This window comes from Xanthobacter aminoxidans (genome assembly GCF_023571765.1).
Lineage (GTDB): Bacteria > Pseudomonadota > Alphaproteobacteria > Rhizobiales > Xanthobacteraceae > Xanthobacter > Xanthobacter aminoxidans.
On sequence record NZ_JAMJXC010000006.1, the window covers coordinates 176,474 to 192,319 of the forward strand.

Here is a 15,846-nt window from a genome sequence, read left to right on the forward strand (position 1 = left end):
TGGTGAGTATATTCATTAGCCACACTAATGAACCCTATTGCACCTAGCTGTCTAATCAAAAACTGACGTCCGAGTTAAATTGGATTCGATTGTGAACTAACAAGGAACAGCTGCCTTGCGATTGCTGAAGTCGCTTCTCGTGGCAACATTGATGACTTCGCTCATTGCGGCAAGCCCTGGAGCAATGGCCCAGCAGTCGGTCAGCACAGAACCGCTTGTCGTCCAGAAGCAGGGCAGCTTCGCCGTTGGTGGCACGGTGATCCGCACGCCGGGCACCTACAACAATACCGCACCGACCGCCGAAGGGCAGACGTTCCACGGCGACCATCTCTACGCCTTCTATCAGGTTCCGCAAAACTCCAGGCTGCTGCCCATCGTGATGCTGCATGGCGCCTATCAATCGGCGCGGAGCTGGGAGACCACGTCGGATGGCCGCGAGGGCTTCCAGATCATCTTCTTGCGTCGCCACTTTCCCGTCTATCTGGTCGATCAACCCCGCCGTGGCCGAGCCGGTAACAGCACGGTCGCTGCAACGATTGAGCCGTCGCCCTACGATCAGCTCTTCTTCGACCAGTTCCGCATCGGCACCTGGCCGAACTATTTCAACGGCGTGCAGTTCGACCGCAGCCCGGAGACGCTAAACCAGTTCTTCCGATCGGTCACGCCCAACACCGGCCCCTACGATGCCGGGGTGATCTCCGACGCGATGTCGGCGCTGTTCGAGCGGACCGGCCCCGGCATCCTCTTCACCCATTCCCAAGGGGGTGGCCCCGGCTGGCTGACCGCGATCAAAAATCCGAACGTCAGGGCGATCGTCGCGTTCGAGCCGGGCAGCGGCTTCGTCTTTCCCGAGGGCGAACTTCCAGCGGCGATGCCTAGCGCGGCGGGCACCTTGGCGCCGGAAGCGGTATCGCAGGCGGACTTCCAGAAGCTCACCCGCATCCCGATCATCATCTACTACGGCGACAACATTCCGACCAAGCCGACCGAGCGCCGGGGCGAGGATAATTGGCGCGTGCGGCTGGCCATGGCCAAGCTGTGGGTCGACGCGATCAACACGCACGGCGGCGACGCCCGCCTGGTGCATCTCCCGGAGATCGGTATCCGGGGCAACACCCACTTCCTCTTCTCAGACCTGAACAATGTCCAGATCGCTGATCTGGTGTCGAGGTTTCTCACCGAGAAGAAACTCGACTGATCGGCTTTTTGACCGGGACGGGCCGGATTTTCGAACTGGAGCCCGGCCAACCCAAGTAGTGCAAAGGAGGTCGAAATGACCAGCGAAGTCATCGACGAAAGGAGGCGCCAGTTCCTTGGAACGTCGGCGCTCGTGCTTTCAACCGCAATCATAGGAGGACGGCTTATGACGGCCACAGCTCTCGCAGCGGAATACCAGGCAACTCCGTTGGACTACAGGAAGAATCCGTTCACCCTAGTCTATGATGGCGCGATCACCAAGAACGAGCCGGGTAAGGTCAATATCCACCCGGTGACGTACAAGCTCAATGGCCTCGACATCGTTGCCAACGTCTATACGCCGGCAAATTACGATGCGAGCCGGAAATATCCGGCGGTCGTCGTCGCGCACCCGAACGGCGGCGTGAAGGAGCAGACCGCGGGACTCTATGCCCAGCATCTGGCGGAACAGGGCTATATCACGATCGCAATGGACGCCGCCTTTCAGGGCGGCAGTGGCGGTGCGCCGCGCAGCGTCGATAAGCCCGCATACCGCATCGAGGACATCCACGGCGCGGCGGACTTCATCACCCGCTATCCCGGCGTCGACGCCACACGTCTTGGCCTGCTCGGCATCTGTGGCGGTGGAGGCTACTCGCTGGCGGCCGCGAAAACAGACAAGCGCTTCAAGGCAGTGGCGACGTTGAGCATGTTCAACTCCGGGCGGGTCCGCCGCAATGGCTTCCAGGATTCGCAGGTGGACACGATCCAGCAGCGCCTGCAGCAAGCTTCTGCGGCCCGAGCCCAGGAAGCGGCCGGCGGGGAAGTTCTCTATTCCGGCGATGCCAATCTGACGGATGCGCAGATCGCCGCGCTGCCGTTCGATCTGTATCGCCAGGGCTATCACTACTATTGGAGAACAAACGCACATCCCGGCTCGACCTTCAAGTACACGACCAGCAGCTTCCTGGACCTGATGCGCTGGGATGCCACCGACCAGATCGAGCTCATCAATGTCCCGCTGCTGATGATGGCCGGCAGCGAGGCCGACACCCTGTACATGACCGAGGATGCCTTCCCCAAGGCCACCGGCACTACGGACAAGGAGCTCTTCAAGATCGAGGGCGCCAAGCATATCGAGACCTACTGGGTTCCCAAATATGTCGAAGCGGCGATGGGCAAGCTGACGCCGTTCTTCGGCCGGACCCTCCTTGCCTGACGCGTGGGCCTTCGATCTCTTCCGACCAAGCGTCAGCGAACGGTTTCATCGACATGGCGCCCGGGCTCTGTCCCGGCGCCATCCCGCCAATCTCAAGGAGGCAGGCAATGAAGATGCTCGCCAGAAATCTGTTCGTCGCAGCCAGCCTGCTCCTAGCCGGAGGTATGCCGACCATGGCCCCCGCCCAGAACCAGACCCCCGCCGCCTCTGAGACGGCACCCCCCCAGCCGTCCCGTGCGCAGCAACTGATGGGCGACGTCGCCCCCAAACTGGCCGAGCTGACGGACAATGTGCTGTTCGGCGACATCTGGGAGCGCCCCGGACTGGCCAAGCGCGATCGCAGCCTGATCACAGTTGCTGCGCTGATCGCCCTCAATCGTCCTGACCAGTTGCGATCCCACATCGCTCTGGCGCGCCGCAATGGCGTGACCGAAGAGGAAATCGTCGAGACGATCACACAACTCGCCTTCTACGCGGGATGGCCGAACGCCATCACCGCGGTCTCGGTCGCCCGCGACGTCTTCAAGCAGCAATAGGTCGGCTGGCCATGAGGAAACGAACGAAGCAGGTTGCGACGATCTGCGCTGCGGCGCTGCTCTCAGCATCCGTGGCCGTCGCCCAGGCCGATCAGGCCATAACGGTCACGCGCCCCGGATCACAGCCGTCCAGTGTGGGTCCCGCCAGCAACTTCACCGGATCGGTGCGGGTGGATTCGCGGTTCCAGGCGAGCGCTCCCGCGCGCATCGGCGGCGGTACCGTGACCTTTGAGCCCGGCGCGCGCACCGCCTGGCACACGCACCCGCTCGGTCAGACGCTGATCGTCACCGCGGGCGTTGGTCTCGTCCAGGCATGGGACGGCCCCGTGCAGGAAATCCGGCCGGGCGATGTCGTCTTGATCCCGCCGGGCGTCAAGCATTGGCATGGCGCCACATCGACCAACGGTATGACGCATATTGCGCTCACCGAGGCAGTCGACGGCAAGACCGTCCACTGGATGGAGCAGGTCTCGGACGCGCAGTACCGGCGCTGATCGCGGCCCGGACCGATCTCGGGTCTGCCGGCGGACACAGGATCCGCAAAACGAACCTTTTTTGTCCAAGCCCGGCCGAGATTGTCGATGATGAATATTGCAGAAACATTCGCACTGGGGCCTTCTCGGCCGGCACGGCCATTCTGGCCGGACGGCAGGTCCACGCCGAGACCAACCGCGTGATGTTGCCTGAAAATCTCGATCAGTGGGCGGCGACAAGGCGGACGCGCTCGACCGAGCTTACGGTTCTTTACCGGAACAGACTCAAGGCCGCTGTCTGCCAACGCGATCCCGCACGGCGAGGTTCGCGCGCAGGATTACTCTCCTCTGTAGCGGAGCACGTCCACCAGTAAGGACAAAGCGGGCGAAGAGTGTCGACGGCTCGGATAGTAGAAGTGGTATCCTGGAAAAAACGGGCACCAGTCTTCCAGAACACGTATCAGTCTGCCCTCCGCAATATATGGTAGCACTTGGTCTTCCGGCATGTAGGCCACGCCGAGACCGTCCAGGGCCGAGTTCAGCCGCAGACCCAGATTGTTGAACACGAGCTGGCCGTCACCGCGTACTTTGACCTCCCGGCCATCCTTCTCCAGGCCCCAGGGAAACACCCCACCATAAGTCGGAAGCCGGATGTTGATACACTTGTGTGCCGTCAGCTCCTGCGGTGTCTTCGGGATGGGGTACTTCTCAAAATATTCCGGCGACCCGACCACAGCCATGCGCATCTCAGGCCCAATGCGTACGGCGATCATGTCCTTGGCGACCTGCTCGCCCATTCGCACACCGGCATCGTATCCCTCGGCAACGATGTCGGTGAGGCCGTAGTCGACGATGATCTCGACATTGATGTCCGGATGATCCGGAAGGAGCCTTTTCAACGCCGGCTGCAGAATCGAGATCGCAGGGTGCTCGCCCGCCGTGATCCGAACCGTGCCGGCTGGCTTTTCGCGCAGTTCACGCAGCACCGCGAGCTGCGCTTCAATTTCCTCGAACCTTGGCGCCACTGTTTGCAACAGGCGCTCGCCAGCCTCGGTGGGCGCCACGCTGCGTGTCGTGCGTGTCAGGAGACGAAGGCCGATGCGCTCCTCCAGGGCTCGGATGGTCTGGCTGAGAGCCGATTGCGAGACTCCCAACCTGGCTGCGGCCTTGGTGAAGCTCCGCTCCTTCGCAACGGTCGCAAAGGCAGCGAGGTCGTTGAAGTTTTCGTGGGCCATTCATTAGTCCAACTAATAGTGACATGTCGATTATAGCATCTAATCGCTGACCGTCGCGAGAGCTATATTCTGGCCCATCCACTCACGGGCTTTCTGAAGGAAACAGGCAGCCTGAGGCACGAGGTAGTTGCCAAATGTCTGTAAAGATTATTGATATTCGGCCAGCATCAAAATCATTGATAAACGACTGTTATGTGTTTCGTGACAGGTCGGAGTTCTATTGCGCATTGGAAACAGTTTTGTTTCAGCGCCAGGCGACGGACATTCAGCATTGTATCAATGCACAGTATGTCTTAGCGCCGCGGGCCATGTAACGATGACCGTCTCCTCGTCGTCCGCGCCAGCCGTCAATAGAAACGCGATCCTGGCCATCATTCTCATCAGCTACGTGATGATCGTGCTCGACATCTCGGTCGTCCTGACCGGGCTACCCAAGATCCAGCATCAGCTCGGCTTTTCCCAGTCGGATCTTGCCTGGGTTTCGAGCGCCTACACGCTGACCTTCGGCGGTTTCCTGCTGCTCGGGGCGCGCGCGGGCGACATTCTCGGCCGACGCCGGATGTTCGTCATCGGTCTTGCGATTTTCACCTTGGCCTCGCTCGCCATCGGTGTCTCCCAATCCGCCGGCTGGATGCTGGCGTGGAGGGCGATCCAGGGCATCGGCGCCGCCGTGCTGGCGCCTTCGACGCTTGCCCTTTTGCAAACCAATTTTCCGGAGGGCCATGAGCGGACCCGCGCCATCTCCTACTACGCCGCCGCGGCCGGTCTCTCGGCCACGGTCGGCCTCGTGCTGGGCGGCGTCCTCGCGGATTGGGTGTCCTGGCGCATGGGCTTCTACATCAACCTGCCGATCGGTGTCGGCCTGATCCTGGCGGCGCGCGCCCATATCCATGAGACGGCACGCCATTCGGGAAAGTTCGATTTCTTCGGGGCGCTGACATCGACCGCCGGTATGAGCGCCTTGGTTTACGGCTTCATCCGCTCGGCTCATTCCGGCTGGGGCGATCCCGTCACGCTCGCAACGCTGGTCGTGGCCGTCGTCCTGCTCGCGCTCTTCGCTCTTATCGAGCGGCGCGCCAAGCAGCCGATCCTGCCTTTGTGGCTCTTCTCGAGCCGCGAGCGCTCGGGCGCCTACGCCGCCCGTGTCCTCTACATCGGGGCGATGGTGGGCTTCTTTTTCTTCACCACGCTCTACCTGCAGGAGGTCGTTGGCTATGGTCCTGCCTTGACGGGCATCGCGTTCGTGCCGGCCACGATCCTGCATTTCCCGCTCGCCATCGCGGTGCCCCGACTTGTTCGCCGCTTCAACCCGAACACGCTTCTCGTTGTTGGAATGCCCATAGGTATTGTTGCGATGGCCTGGCTCAGCCGCGCATCGGCGGATTCCGGCTATGTGCTCTCGCTCGCCCTCCCCATGCTGCTGATCGGCATCAGCCAGGGCCTGACGCTCAGCCCCCTGACGTCCGCGGGCGTCGTTGGCGTTCATCACACGCACGCGGGCGCTGCTTCCGGTGCGGTCAATGTGGCCCACCAACTCGGCAGCTCGGTCGGCCTCAGTGTGCTCGTCGCCGCGGCCGCGATCGGCTCCGGCAATCTGACGGGGCGCGATCTCATGGCCTATCGGGTCTCGATGGCGTTCGACGCCGCGACCGTGATGCTCGCCATCTCCTTCCTGGTCGTGCTCGTTGCGATCGTGCTTCCCCGCAAAGCCGGCTTCCCGCCAGACAGCGAACAGGACGAGGCGGCCGCAACCAGCCCGGCAGACGAGGCCGCATGCGTCGTCGAAGCAGCCTGAAACAAGGAGCTTGAAATGCAAAAGCGCCAGCTCGGAAACAGCGGTCTTGAGGTCTCCGCTCTCGGCCTCGGGTGCATGGGTCTCAGCCACGGCTACGGGCCGCCCGTTGTCGAGAAGGACGGCATCGCGCTGATCCGAAGGGCCTTCGATCTCGGCGTCACCTTCTTCGACACTGCCGAAGTCTATGGCCCCTTCACCAACGAGGATCTCGTCGGTGCGGCGCTTGAACCATTCCGCGATCAGGTGGTGATCGCCACCAAGTTCGGCTTCACCTTCGGCGACGACGGAAAGCAACAGATCCTCAACAGCAAGCCGGATCATCTCCGGAAGGTGGTCGACGCCTGCCTGAAGCGCCTGAGGACCGATCGCATCGATCTGTTCTACCAGCATCGCGTTGATCCGGACGTCCCGATCGAGGATGTCGCGGGCACCGTCAAGGATCTGATCGCGGCCGGCAAGGTGAAGCATTTCGGGCTGTCCGAGGCCGGCGTGCACACGATCCGACGCGCCCATGCGGTGCAGCCAGTCACCGCGCTGCAAAGCGAATATTCCATGTGGTGGCGTGAGCCCGAGAAGGAGGTTCTGCCCACGCTTGAGGAACTCGGCATCGGCTTCGTGCCGTTCAGCCCGCTCGGCAAGGGCTTCCTCACCGGCGCGATCAGCGCGGAAACGCAGTTCGCCAGTGACGATTTCCGTAACATCGTGCCGCGGTTCACGACCGAAGCGCGCAAGGCCAACCAAGCCCTGGTCGACGAGCTCGGGCGCATCGCGGGCGACAAGGGCGTCACCTCGGCACAGGTCGCGCTCGCATGGCTTCTGGCACGGAAGCCCTGGATCGTGCCGATCCCCGGCACCACCAAGCTGCACCGCCTGGAAGAGAATATCGGCGCGGCCTCGGTTGAGCTGACGGAGGGCGATCTCACGAGGATCGAGGAAGCGCTCTCGACGATCACTGTGCAGGGCGACCGTTACCCCGCCGATCTCAAAGCCCGTGCTGGCCGATGATCCGTAATGGCGCTGCGTCCGCATCGCGCGTTCAATCCGAGAGGCGGAAATGACCGGAACTCTTGCAGACAAATCGATCATCATCACCGGCGCGGGCAGTGGGATCGGCGAGGCCGCCGCCCGGCTGTTCGCCAATGCCGGCGCCCGCCTGGTGCTGGCGAATCGCAATGGCGAACGCGGCGAGGCCCTACGTCACCGGCACGGCCCTCACCGTCGATGGCGGGTTCACCCTGACCTGACCTGACCTGACCTGACCTGACTTGGCCTGGACGGCGGCCGTCGCCATTCAGCGCGAGAGCTTTCCGGCTCAGCGCTTGGCCGCCGCCGGCTCTCGAATGGATATCGAACAAGGACAAATACAATGACCGAGAACATCGCAGGCAAGGTGGTGGTCATCACCGGCGCGTCGAGTGGCCTGGGCGCGGAGACCGCCCGCCATCTGGTGCGCGAAGGGGCGAAGGTGGTGCTGGGCGCGCGGCGCCAGGACCGGCTGGAGGCACTGGCCAAGGAGTTGGGACTTGGCGAGGACGCCGTCTTCAAGGTCGATGTGACCGACCGGGACCAGGTCAAGGCCTTCGTCGCCCACGCCGTGAAGACGCAGGGCAAGATCGACGTCATGATCAACAACGCCGGGATCATGCCGTTGGCGCCGCTGGAGCTGATGCGCTTCGACGAATGGGATCAATGCATCGACGTGAACATCAAGGGCGTGCTCTGGGGCATCGCGGCGGCGCTGCCCTACTTCAAGGAACAGAAGAGCGGCCAGTTCATCAACGTCTCCTCGGTCGCGGGCCATACGATCAGTGCGGGCGGCGCCATCTATTCGGCGACGAAGTATTCGGTCCGCGTGATCTCGGAGGCGCTGCGCAAGGAGGTCAAGCCCTACAACATCCGCACCACCATCCTGTCGCCGGGAGCGGTGGACACCGAACTGCCCGCATCGGTCGGGGCTCCGGGCGTCTCCGAGGCCATCGCCGGCTTCTATCATGAGTACGCCATCCCCGCTGACAGCTTCGCCCGCTGCGTCCTCTTCGCCATGAGCCAGCCGGAGAACGTCGACATCTCGGAAATCCTGTTCCGTCCGACGAGCCAGGAGCTTTGAGAAGGACATCGGCATGCGGCCGCATCTGACAAAGGAGAGACGATCATGAAGACCTGGCTTATCACGGGCTGTTCGAGCGGATTGGGGCGCAACCTGGCGCACGCCGTTCTCGAGGCTGGCTTCAATGCCGTGGTCACGGCGCGCAATCCCGCGACGGTGCAGGATATCGTCGCCGCCCACCCCAAGGCCGCACTGGCGGCCGCGCTCGACGTCACCGACAAGGATGCGGTCCAGAGCGTAGTCCGGCTGACCGAGGACAGGTTCGGCGGCATTGACGTGCTCGTCAACAATGCGGGTCACGGCTATCGCGCCGCGGTCGAGGAGGGTGAAGACGACCAAGTCACCGAACTCTTCGCCACCAACTTCTTCGGCGCCGTGTCGATGATCAAGGCGGTGCTTCCTGGGATGCGGGCGCGCCGCAGCGGCGCCATCGTCAACATCAGCTCGATCGCGGCCCGGCTGGCGATGCCGGGATCGGCCTATTATTCGGCGACCAAGTACGCCCTGGAGGGGCTCTCCGACGCGCTGCGCCGCGAAGTCGAGCCGCTCGGAATTAGAGTGCTGATCGTCGAGCCGGGCGCGTTCCGGACCGAATTTGCCGGACGGTCCCTGCACGGAGCCGCGACGGCAATCGCCGACTATGACCGCACCGCCGGTCCTCGCCGCAAGGAGAACGACAAAACCCATGGCACCCAACCCGGCGATCCGGCACGGGCGGCCCACCTCCTTATCGAGGTGATGGGCAGAGAGAAACTGCCGGTGCGGCTGTTGCTCGGCAGCGACGCGGTCCAGATCGTCAGCGCGGAGGTCGAGGCTCAGCTCAAGGAAATCCAGGACTGGACGAACGTGAGCGTCCGCACCGATTTCCCGGCCTCCGAATAGACGACGGCGATAGAAGCGGAGGTAGATCCCGATGAGTGAACTTCTGGTCGTCGGCGCCACCGGCAGCATCGGACGCCATGTCGTCGCCGTGGCCCTTCGCGAGGGCCATACGGTGCGCGCGCTGGTGCGCGACGAAAGGCGGGGCCGGCAGTTCCCGCAGGGCGTCGATACGGTCGTCGGCGACCTGACCCGCGCCGACACGCTCGGGGCAGCGGTCGACGGCATCGATGCCGTCGTCTTCACGCATGGCTCGAACGGCCGCCCGCCCGGCTCGGAGGCGGTCGACTATGGCGCCGTGCGCAACGTGCTTTCCGCCCTGCGCGGCCGCAAGGTCCGCATCGCGTTGATGACGGCGATCGGCGTGACCGATCGCAAGGGCGCGCACGACTGGAAGCGGCGCGGGGAACGGCTGATCCGTGTCAGCGGCATGGCCTATACCATCGTCCGGCCCGGCTGGTTCGACTATAATGCGCCCGATCAGCATCGGCTTGTCCTGCTGCAGGGCGACCGCCGCCAGTCCGGCACGCCGCGGGACGGCGTCGTCGCGCGGCACCAGATTGCCGAGGTGCTGGTGCGCAGCCTTCGCTCGGAGGCGGCAAACCGCAAAACCTTCGAGCTGATCGCGGAAACCGGCCCCGAACCGGACGATTTCGACGCGCTCTTCGCGCCTCTCGACGCCGATCCGCGCGGCGCGATCGACGGCGCGCACGACATGGCGAACATGCCGGTCGATGGCGAACCGCCATCGGTACGCGCAGATCTCGAAGCGCTGTTCGAACACGGTCCACCAGCAGGCTGACCATTCACTCCCGCCCGGATGGGCCGTTGCGTCTCGATGCGCCGCACCCTCCGGTCCGTCACGACACCGCAGCGAACGCGGTGCCCTCGAAAGGAAAGAAGACCATGGCTTATGCAACCATCAATCCATACACCGGCGAAACCCTTGCCACCTTCCCCAACGCGACCGACGCGGAGGTCGAGGCCGCCATCGGCCGGGCACATAACGCCTTCCTGGGCTGGCGCCGGACGCGCTTCGCCGACCGCGGGCGCATCCTGCAAAAGGCGGCCGATCTGCTGCGCGCCGACGCCGATGGCTATGCGAAGCTGCTGACGCTCGAAATGGGCAAGATCACCGCCGAGGCGAAGGCGGAGGTCGAGCTGTCCGCCAAGATCCTCGAATATTATGTCCGCCACGCCGAAGCGTTCCTCAAGCCTCAGAAATTGCCCGTCCTCGACCCTGATGAAGGCGAGGCGACAATCGTGCACGAGCCCCTCGGCGTGCTGCTGGCGATCGAGCCGTGGAATTTCCCCTATTATCAGATCGCCCGCATCCTCGCGCCACAGCTCTCGGTCGGGAATACGCTCTTGCTGAAGCACGCCTCCAACGTGCCGCAAAGCGCCGCCGCCTTCGAGAAGCTGATGCGGGAAGCCGGCTTGCCCGATGGCGCCTTCATCAACCTCTACGCCACCCGCTCGCAGATCGAGACGATCATCAACGACCCGCGCGTCCACGGCGTGGCGCTCACCGGCTCCGAAGCAGCGGGCTCGGTGGTCGCGGCCCAGGCCGGACAGGCCTTAAAGAAATCCACCATGGAACTGGGTGGTGCCGACGCCTTCATCGTGCTCGCTGACGCGGATCTGAAGAAGACCGTCGACTGGGCGGTGTTCGGCCGCCACTGGAACGGCGGGCAGGTCTGCTGCTCGTCCAAGCGGCTGATCATCGTCGACGAGGTCTTTGATGCCTTCGTGGACCAGTACCGCAAGGGCGTCTCTGGACTGGTGGCGGGCGATCCGTTCGATCCGACGACGACGCTGGCGCCACTGTCCTCGCAGAAGGCCGCCGAGGACGTGAGGGATCAGATCCGGCGTGCCGTCGAGTTCGGCGCCAGGGCCGAGGACGTCGGTCCCGCCGTTCCCAATCAGGGCGCCTTCGTTCAGCCGACTTTTCTGACCGGCCTCGGTGACGACAATCCCGCGCGACATTGGGAGTTCTTCGGCCCGGTCTCCATGCTGTTCCGCGCCAGGGACGAGGAGGACGCGGTTCGGATTGCCAACGACTCCCCCTTCGGCCTGGGCGGTTCGGTCTTCACCTCGAACCCCGCCCATGGCGCCGCCGTGGCGGCGCGCGTCTCCACCGGCATGGTGTTCGTCAACCACCCGACCAAGGTCGAGGCCGACCTGCCGTTCGGCGGCATCCACCGTTCGGGCTACGGGCGCGAACTGATCGACCTCGGCCTCAAGGAATTCGTCAATCACAAGCTGATCGACGTGGTTGATATCGACGCCCATTTCTGATCCGCGCACGCTGATCAAACGAACGGAGAAAACCAATGAAAACGAGAAAGCTGGGAAACAGTCTTGAGGTGTCGGCCCTCGGCCTCGGCTGCATGGGCATGACGGGGGTCTATGGACCGGCGGGCGACAAGAGCGAGATGATCAAGCTTATCCGCGACGCCCATGACCGCGGCGTCACTCTCTTCGACACGGCCGAGGCCTACGGTCCCTTTGCCAACGAGGAGCTGGTCGGCGAGGCCCTTCAGCCGATCCGCGACAAGGTGATCATCGCCACCAAGTTCGGCTTCGACATCGACCTGGAAACCGGCGCGCGCACGGGGGGAACCAACAGTCGCCCCGCACATATCAAGGCGGTGGCAGAGGCCGCGCTGAAGCGCCTCAGGACCGACCGCATCGACCTGTTTTACCAGCACCGCGTCGATCTCGCCGTGCCGATCGAGGACGTCGCCGGCGCCGTTAAGGAACTGATCGCAGAGGGCAAGGTCAAGCATTTCGGCCTGTCCGAGGCCGGCGTGAAGACCATCCGCCGCGCCCATGCCGTCCAGCCGATCACTGCCGTTCAAAGCGAGTATTCGCTATTCTGGCGGGGGCCGGAAGCCGAGTTGCTCCCGACGCTCGAAGAGCTTGGAATTGGTTTTGTCCCCTTCAGCCCGCTCGGCGCTGGCTTCCTGACCGGCAAGATCGACGAGAACACGAAGTTCGATCCGACCGATTTCCGCAATTTCGTGCCGCGCTTCTCGCCGGAGGCCCGCAAGGCCAACCTCGCCCTGGTCGATGTCATCAAGGGCGTCGCGGGCCGCAAAGGCGCGACGCCGGCGCAGGTGGCTCTCGCCTGGCTGCTCGCGCAGAAGCCCTGGATCGTGCCGATCCCCGGCACCACCAAGCTGACCCGTCTCGAGGAAAACCTCTGTGCGGTCGATTTGGACCTGACGGCCGATGATCTCGCCGAGATCGATGCAGAGGCGTCGAAGATCGAGGTTCAGGGCGAGCGCCTTCCCGAAGCCGTCCTGAAGATGAGCGGGCACTGATTAGCGCTAGGTGTTTAGTCCCGGCATTTGGTGGATTGGATTGATGATGAATCGCTCGGGTTCGATTGTCCATCGTTTGCAGATGAATTCGTAGGGTGAGAGCCCCTTCAGGGTCTTGAGGCGCCGGGCAAAGTTGTAGGCGGCAACGTAGCTTTCGAGATGGGCTCGAAGCTGTTCGTGGCCGTCATAGTGGAAGCGTTTGACGGTCGCCTCGTTGATGGTGCGGTTCATCCACTCGACCTGCCCGTTGGTCTAGGGATGCTTTGGCTTTGTCAGCCGGTGTTCGATGCCATGAGCCTGACAGGCGCGATCAAAGGGATGCCCGCGCCACATGGCGGTCGGGTCGGAACGGTTCTTCGGCAGGTCGGCGAACTGGATGCTGTTGTCGGTCAGAACGATCTCGATCCTGTAGGGAACGGCGGCCAAGCACGGTGTTCTCGGGCTCACGCGCAATGCGGCGCTGGACTTTGGCAGGGACAATCTCCGGGTAAACGCCGTTCTCCCGGGGACGATACAGACGCCGATGATCGGCGACCAGCAGCAGCGAAGGACAGCCAACTACGAAACGGGCACCAGGCATGCGTCCTTGCTGGGCGGCCCCGGGCTTGGCTGAAGAGGTCGGACACGGCGCCCTCTGGCTCCGCTCCGGCGCCGCCTATGTCACCGGCTCTGCCCTGACGATTGACGGTGGCTTCGTCCTTTCCTGATCGATCAGCAGTTGCCCCTATGTGCGCCGCTCAGCCCTTGCGGTCGCGAGCGCATCGATCAGATCGCGATCAATGAGGACGGTGCGGTCCGTGTGTCTGTTCAGCCGGCCGAACAGATAACCGATGGCGGCCACCATAATGAGAAGCACGGCGCTCGCAAAATCGGCGGAGATGGGCGTTCCCACACCGCTTCGGGATGCGATGCCGGATAAGGCCCCGCCGAACAGATACCAGGCCAATCCGGCCGCGGCGGCGAGCAGGCCGATGCCGACCAGCTTCAGATGCCTGAAGGCATCCGGAGTGACCTCCGCCGGTGACGGAGCAGGACGGGCTCGGCGATGCCCCGGTCTGGGAGCGGCAGCCGATGGAGCAGATGCATCCACCCGTTCCGTAGCCCCTTCTCCCATTTCTTTTGCCTGCTGCGAATGCCCGGCATGCTGGGCCGAGATCTCCTCCGCGAAGCGCCGGAAGAAGGCGGCCGACATCTGCTTCGCGGTGGCGTCGATGAGGCGCGCCCCGAGCTGGGCAAGCTTTCCGCCAACCTGGGCATTCACCTCGTAGCGCAGGATCGTGTCGTTGCCGTCCGCCTCCAGCCGTACAACGGCCTCACCCTTGGCAAAGCCCGCCATGCCGCCCTGGCCTTCGCCGCTGATGCGGTAGCTGTTGGGCGGGTCGAGGTCGGAGAGCGTCACCGCGCCCTCGAAGCGCGCGCTGACCGGCCCGACCTTCAGTACGACAGTCGCGCTCATCTGCGTGTCGGAGGATTTTACCAGTTCCTGGCAGCCTGGAATGCAGACCTTCAGGATCTCTGGATCGTTGAGCGCCCGCCAGACCAGGTCTTGCGCGGCTGGGATACGCTGCTCGCCATTCATGTCCATGTGCGTGTCTCTCGTTGCGCGTCAGGCCGGATCGTCGATACCGCCGAGGCAGAGGTATTTGATCTCGAGATAGTCCTCGATGCCGTATTTCGAGCCCTCGCGGCCGAGCCCGGAGGACTTCACTCCGCCGAAGGGCGCAACCTCGGTGGAAATCAGCCCTTCGTTGATGCCGACGATGCCGGCCTCGATGGCCGCGGCCACGCGGAAGATGCGACCGACGTCGCGACTGTAGAAATAGGCGGCGAGGCCGAACTCGGTGGCATTGGCCAGTGCGATGGCCTCCTCCTCCGTCTCGAAGCGGATGAGGGGCGCGACGGGACCGAAGGTCTCCTCCGAGAAGATGAGCGCGCTCGTCGGCACATCGGCGAGAACGGTGGGTTCGAAGAAGCCGTGGCCGAGTACATGGGGCTTGCCCCCGACGACGACGCGGGCCCCGCGCGCCAAGGCGTCGGCGATGTGCTCCTCCACCTTCGCCACGGCGGTGGCATTGATCAGCGGTCCCTGGGTGACGCCCTCCCCCATGCCGTTGCCCACCGTCAGCTGCTGCACGGCAGCCGCGAGCTTCTCCGCGAATGCGTCATAGACTCTCGCCTGCACCAGGAAGCGGTTGGCGCAGACGCAGGTCTGCCCGGTGTTGCGATACTTGGAGGCCATGGCTCCCACCACCGCCGCATCGAGATCGGCATCGTCGAACACAATGAAGGGCGCGTTGCCGCCCAGCTCCATGCTGGTCTTCTTCACTGTGGGCGCGCACTGAGCGAGCAGGATGGAACCCACGCGCGTCGATCCGGTGAAGGAAAGCTTGCGCACCAATGGGTTCTCGCACAGCTCCTTGCCGGTCTCGGACGAGGGGCCGGTGACGACGTTGCACACGCCCGGCGGCAGCCCCGCCCGCTCCGCCAGCACGCCGAGGGCGAGCGCGGAGAAGGGCGTTTCGCTCGCAGGACGGATGACGCCGGTACAGCCCGCAGCCCAGCCTGGCCCCGCCTTGCGCGTGATCATGGCCGACGGGAAGTTCCATGGGGTGATGGCGGCGAAAACGCCGATGGCCTCCTTCTGCACGATGATGCGCCGGCCCGGGAGCGGCGCGGGGATGGTGTCGCCATAGACGCGCTTGGCCTCCTCCGCGAACCATTCGATGAAAGCTGCTGCGTAGGCGATCTCGCCCTTGGCTTCGGCAAAGGGCTTGCCCTGCTCGGCGGTCATAATGCGGGCGAGGTCGTCCTGGTTCGCCATCATGAGGTCGAACAGGCGCCGGAGCACAGCGGCGCGTTCCTTGCCGGTCTTCGCGCGCCAGCCCTTCTGCGCGGCGTGGGCCGCCGCGACGGCGCTGGCGACCTCGGCCCGCGATAGGGCCGGGACGCAGCCTAGCACGGCGCCGTCCGCCGGATTGGTGACGGGGATAGTGACGCCACTGGTGGCCGAGATCCATTCGCCGCCGATCAGATTTGCTTGGCGGAAGAGGGACGGGTCCTTGAGCCCGAGAAAGGCGGGCGCGGGGTTGTCGTCGGTCAT

16 protein-coding genes and 1 pseudogene are annotated in these 15,846 nt (G+C 64.0%); 13 read left to right on the forward strand and 4 right to left on the reverse strand.

Translation table 11 applies throughout. The annotated features are described in order from the left end of the window. Nucleotides 1-151 precede the first annotated feature (151 nt). The 4 genes from EJ105_RS11980 (at nucleotide 152) to EJ105_RS11995 (ending at nucleotide 3,425) form a co-directional block, all read left to right on the forward strand. Nucleotides 152-1,198: an alpha/beta hydrolase gene (locus EJ105_RS11980; protein ID WP_250166579.1), complete on the forward strand. Its 1,047-nt coding sequence runs from the start codon at nucleotides 152-154 to the stop codon at nucleotides 1,196-1,198. 165 nt (nucleotides 1,199-1,363) lie between these two features. Beyond that, nucleotides 1,364-2,395: an alpha/beta hydrolase gene (locus tag EJ105_RS11985; protein ID WP_394007878.1), complete on the forward strand. Its 1,032-nt coding sequence runs from the start codon at nucleotides 1,364-1,366 to the stop codon at nucleotides 2,393-2,395. A gap of 107 nt (nucleotides 2,396-2,502) precedes the next feature. Beyond that, nucleotides 2,503-2,931 (forward strand): carboxymuconolactone decarboxylase family protein, encoded by a 429-nt coding sequence (locus EJ105_RS11990; protein WP_250166505.1) that lies wholly within the window; start codon nucleotides 2,503-2,505, stop codon nucleotides 2,929-2,931. 11 nt (nucleotides 2,932-2,942) lie between these two features. Next, entirely contained in the window at nucleotides 2,943-3,425 is a 483-nt protein-coding gene (locus EJ105_RS11995; RefSeq protein WP_250166506.1) for a (R)-mandelonitrile lyase, read from the forward strand. Nucleotides 3,426-3,742: 317 nt separating this feature from the next. Here the strand turns inward: EJ105_RS11995 and EJ105_RS12000 are convergent, their stop codons facing one another. Further along, nucleotides 3,743-4,639 (reverse strand): LysR family transcriptional regulator, encoded by an 897-nt coding sequence (locus tag EJ105_RS12000; protein WP_250166507.1) that lies wholly within the window; start codon nucleotides 4,637-4,639, stop codon nucleotides 3,743-3,745. A 316-nt stretch (nucleotides 4,640-4,955) separates the two neighbouring features. Here EJ105_RS12000 and EJ105_RS12005 point away from each other — a divergent pair, with 316 nt between their 5' ends. From EJ105_RS12005 to EJ105_RS12040, 8 genes are all read left to right on the forward strand, one after another. Further along, nucleotides 4,956-6,434, forward strand: coding sequence for an MFS transporter (locus EJ105_RS12005; RefSeq protein WP_250166508.1), 1,479 nt, complete (start codon nucleotides 4,956-4,958; stop codon nucleotides 6,432-6,434). A gap of 15 nt (nucleotides 6,435-6,449) precedes the next feature. Beyond that, the gene (locus EJ105_RS12010; protein ID WP_250166509.1) at nucleotides 6,450-7,439 is read left to right on the forward strand and encodes an aldo/keto reductase; all 990 of its coding nucleotides are present in this window, start codon (nucleotides 6,450-6,452) and stop codon (nucleotides 7,437-7,439) included. Nucleotides 7,440-7,488: 49 nt separating this feature from the next. Then, complete coding sequence (locus EJ105_RS12015; protein WP_250166510.1) at nucleotides 7,489-7,683, forward strand: SDR family NAD(P)-dependent oxidoreductase; 195 nt, start codon at nucleotides 7,489-7,491, stop codon at nucleotides 7,681-7,683. Between the two features lie 117 nt (nucleotides 7,684-7,800). Beyond that, nucleotides 7,801-8,541, forward strand: coding sequence for an SDR family oxidoreductase (locus tag EJ105_RS12020; protein ID WP_250166511.1), 741 nt, complete (start codon nucleotides 7,801-7,803; stop codon nucleotides 8,539-8,541). 45 nt (nucleotides 8,542-8,586) lie between these two features. Further along, a complete protein-coding gene (locus tag EJ105_RS12025; protein ID WP_250166512.1) occupies nucleotides 8,587-9,423 on the forward strand; it encodes an oxidoreductase in 837 nt (278 codons plus the stop codon). A 31-nt stretch (nucleotides 9,424-9,454) separates the two neighbouring features. Next, the gene (locus tag EJ105_RS12030) at nucleotides 9,455-10,222 is read left to right on the forward strand and encodes an SDR family oxidoreductase (RefSeq protein WP_250166513.1); all 768 of its coding nucleotides are present in this window, start codon (nucleotides 9,455-9,457) and stop codon (nucleotides 10,220-10,222) included. Between the two features lie 104 nt (nucleotides 10,223-10,326). Next, nucleotides 10,327-11,718, forward strand: coding sequence for an NAD-dependent succinate-semialdehyde dehydrogenase (locus tag EJ105_RS12035; RefSeq protein WP_250166514.1), 1,392 nt, complete (start codon nucleotides 10,327-10,329; stop codon nucleotides 11,716-11,718). A 35-nt stretch (nucleotides 11,719-11,753) separates the two neighbouring features. Continuing rightward, nucleotides 11,754-12,746 (forward strand): aldo/keto reductase, encoded by a 993-nt coding sequence (locus tag EJ105_RS12040; RefSeq protein ID WP_250166515.1) that lies wholly within the window; start codon nucleotides 11,754-11,756, stop codon nucleotides 12,744-12,746. A gap of 6 nt (nucleotides 12,747-12,752) precedes the next feature. Here the strand turns inward: EJ105_RS12040 and EJ105_RS12045 are convergent. After that, nucleotides 12,753-13,172: pseudogene (locus tag EJ105_RS12045) on the reverse strand (integrase core domain-containing protein); the annotation flags it as partial. A gap of 34 nt (nucleotides 13,173-13,206) precedes the next feature. Here EJ105_RS12045 and EJ105_RS28095 point away from each other — a divergent pair. After that, nucleotides 13,207-13,359 (forward strand): hypothetical protein, encoded by a 153-nt coding sequence (locus EJ105_RS28095; RefSeq protein ID WP_394007876.1) that lies wholly within the window; start codon nucleotides 13,207-13,209, stop codon nucleotides 13,357-13,359. 111 nt (nucleotides 13,360-13,470) lie between these two features. Here EJ105_RS28095 and EJ105_RS12050 read toward each other — a convergent pair whose 3' ends face one another. Both EJ105_RS12050 and EJ105_RS12055 read right to left on the reverse strand, forming a co-directional pair. Then, on the reverse strand, nucleotides 13,471-14,331 hold the full coding sequence (locus EJ105_RS12050) for an SRPBCC family protein (protein ID WP_250166516.1): 861 nt from the start codon (nucleotides 14,329-14,331) through the stop codon (nucleotides 13,471-13,473). Between the two features lie 21 nt (nucleotides 14,332-14,352). Beyond that, the gene (locus EJ105_RS12055) at nucleotides 14,353-15,846 is read right to left on the reverse strand and encodes an NAD-dependent succinate-semialdehyde dehydrogenase (protein WP_250166517.1); all 1,494 of its coding nucleotides are present in this window, start codon (nucleotides 15,844-15,846) and stop codon (nucleotides 14,353-14,355) included.

Coding starts and splice junctions, on each gene's coding strand:
- EJ105_RS11980 (WP_250166579.1), top strand. CDS start 152: ATGACTTCGCTCATTGCGGCAAGCCCTGGAGCAATGGCCCAGCAGTCG.
- EJ105_RS11985 (WP_394007878.1), top strand. CDS start 1,364: ATGACGGCCACAGCTCTCGCAGCGGAATACCAGGCAACTCCGTTGGAC.
- EJ105_RS11990 (WP_250166505.1), top strand. CDS start 2,503: ATGAAGATGCTCGCCAGAAATCTGTTCGTCGCAGCCAGCCTGCTCCTA.
- EJ105_RS11995 (WP_250166506.1), top strand. CDS start 2,943: ATGAGGAAACGAACGAAGCAGGTTGCGACGATCTGCGCTGCGGCGCTG.
- EJ105_RS12000 (WP_250166507.1), bottom strand. CDS start 4,639: ATGGCCCACGAAAACTTCAACGACCTCGCTGCCTTTGCGACCGTTGCG.
- EJ105_RS12005 (WP_250166508.1), top strand. CDS start 4,956: ATGACCGTCTCCTCGTCGTCCGCGCCAGCCGTCAATAGAAACGCGATC.
- EJ105_RS12010 (WP_250166509.1), top strand. CDS start 6,450: ATGCAAAAGCGCCAGCTCGGAAACAGCGGTCTTGAGGTCTCCGCTCTC.
- EJ105_RS12015 (WP_250166510.1), top strand. CDS start 7,489: ATGACCGGAACTCTTGCAGACAAATCGATCATCATCACCGGCGCGGGC.
- EJ105_RS12020 (WP_250166511.1), top strand. CDS start 7,801: ATGACCGAGAACATCGCAGGCAAGGTGGTGGTCATCACCGGCGCGTCG.
- EJ105_RS12025 (WP_250166512.1), top strand. CDS start 8,587: ATGAAGACCTGGCTTATCACGGGCTGTTCGAGCGGATTGGGGCGCAAC.
- EJ105_RS12030 (WP_250166513.1), top strand. CDS start 9,455: ATGAGTGAACTTCTGGTCGTCGGCGCCACCGGCAGCATCGGACGCCAT.
- EJ105_RS12035 (WP_250166514.1), top strand. CDS start 10,327: ATGGCTTATGCAACCATCAATCCATACACCGGCGAAACCCTTGCCACC.
- EJ105_RS12040 (WP_250166515.1), top strand. CDS start 11,754: ATGAAAACGAGAAAGCTGGGAAACAGTCTTGAGGTGTCGGCCCTCGGC.
- EJ105_RS12050 (WP_250166516.1), bottom strand. CDS start 14,331: ATGGACATGAATGGCGAGCAGCGTATCCCAGCCGCGCAAGACCTGGTC.
- EJ105_RS12055 (WP_250166517.1), bottom strand. CDS start 15,846: ATGACCGACGACAACCCCGCGCCCGCCTTTCTCGGGCTCAAGGACCCG.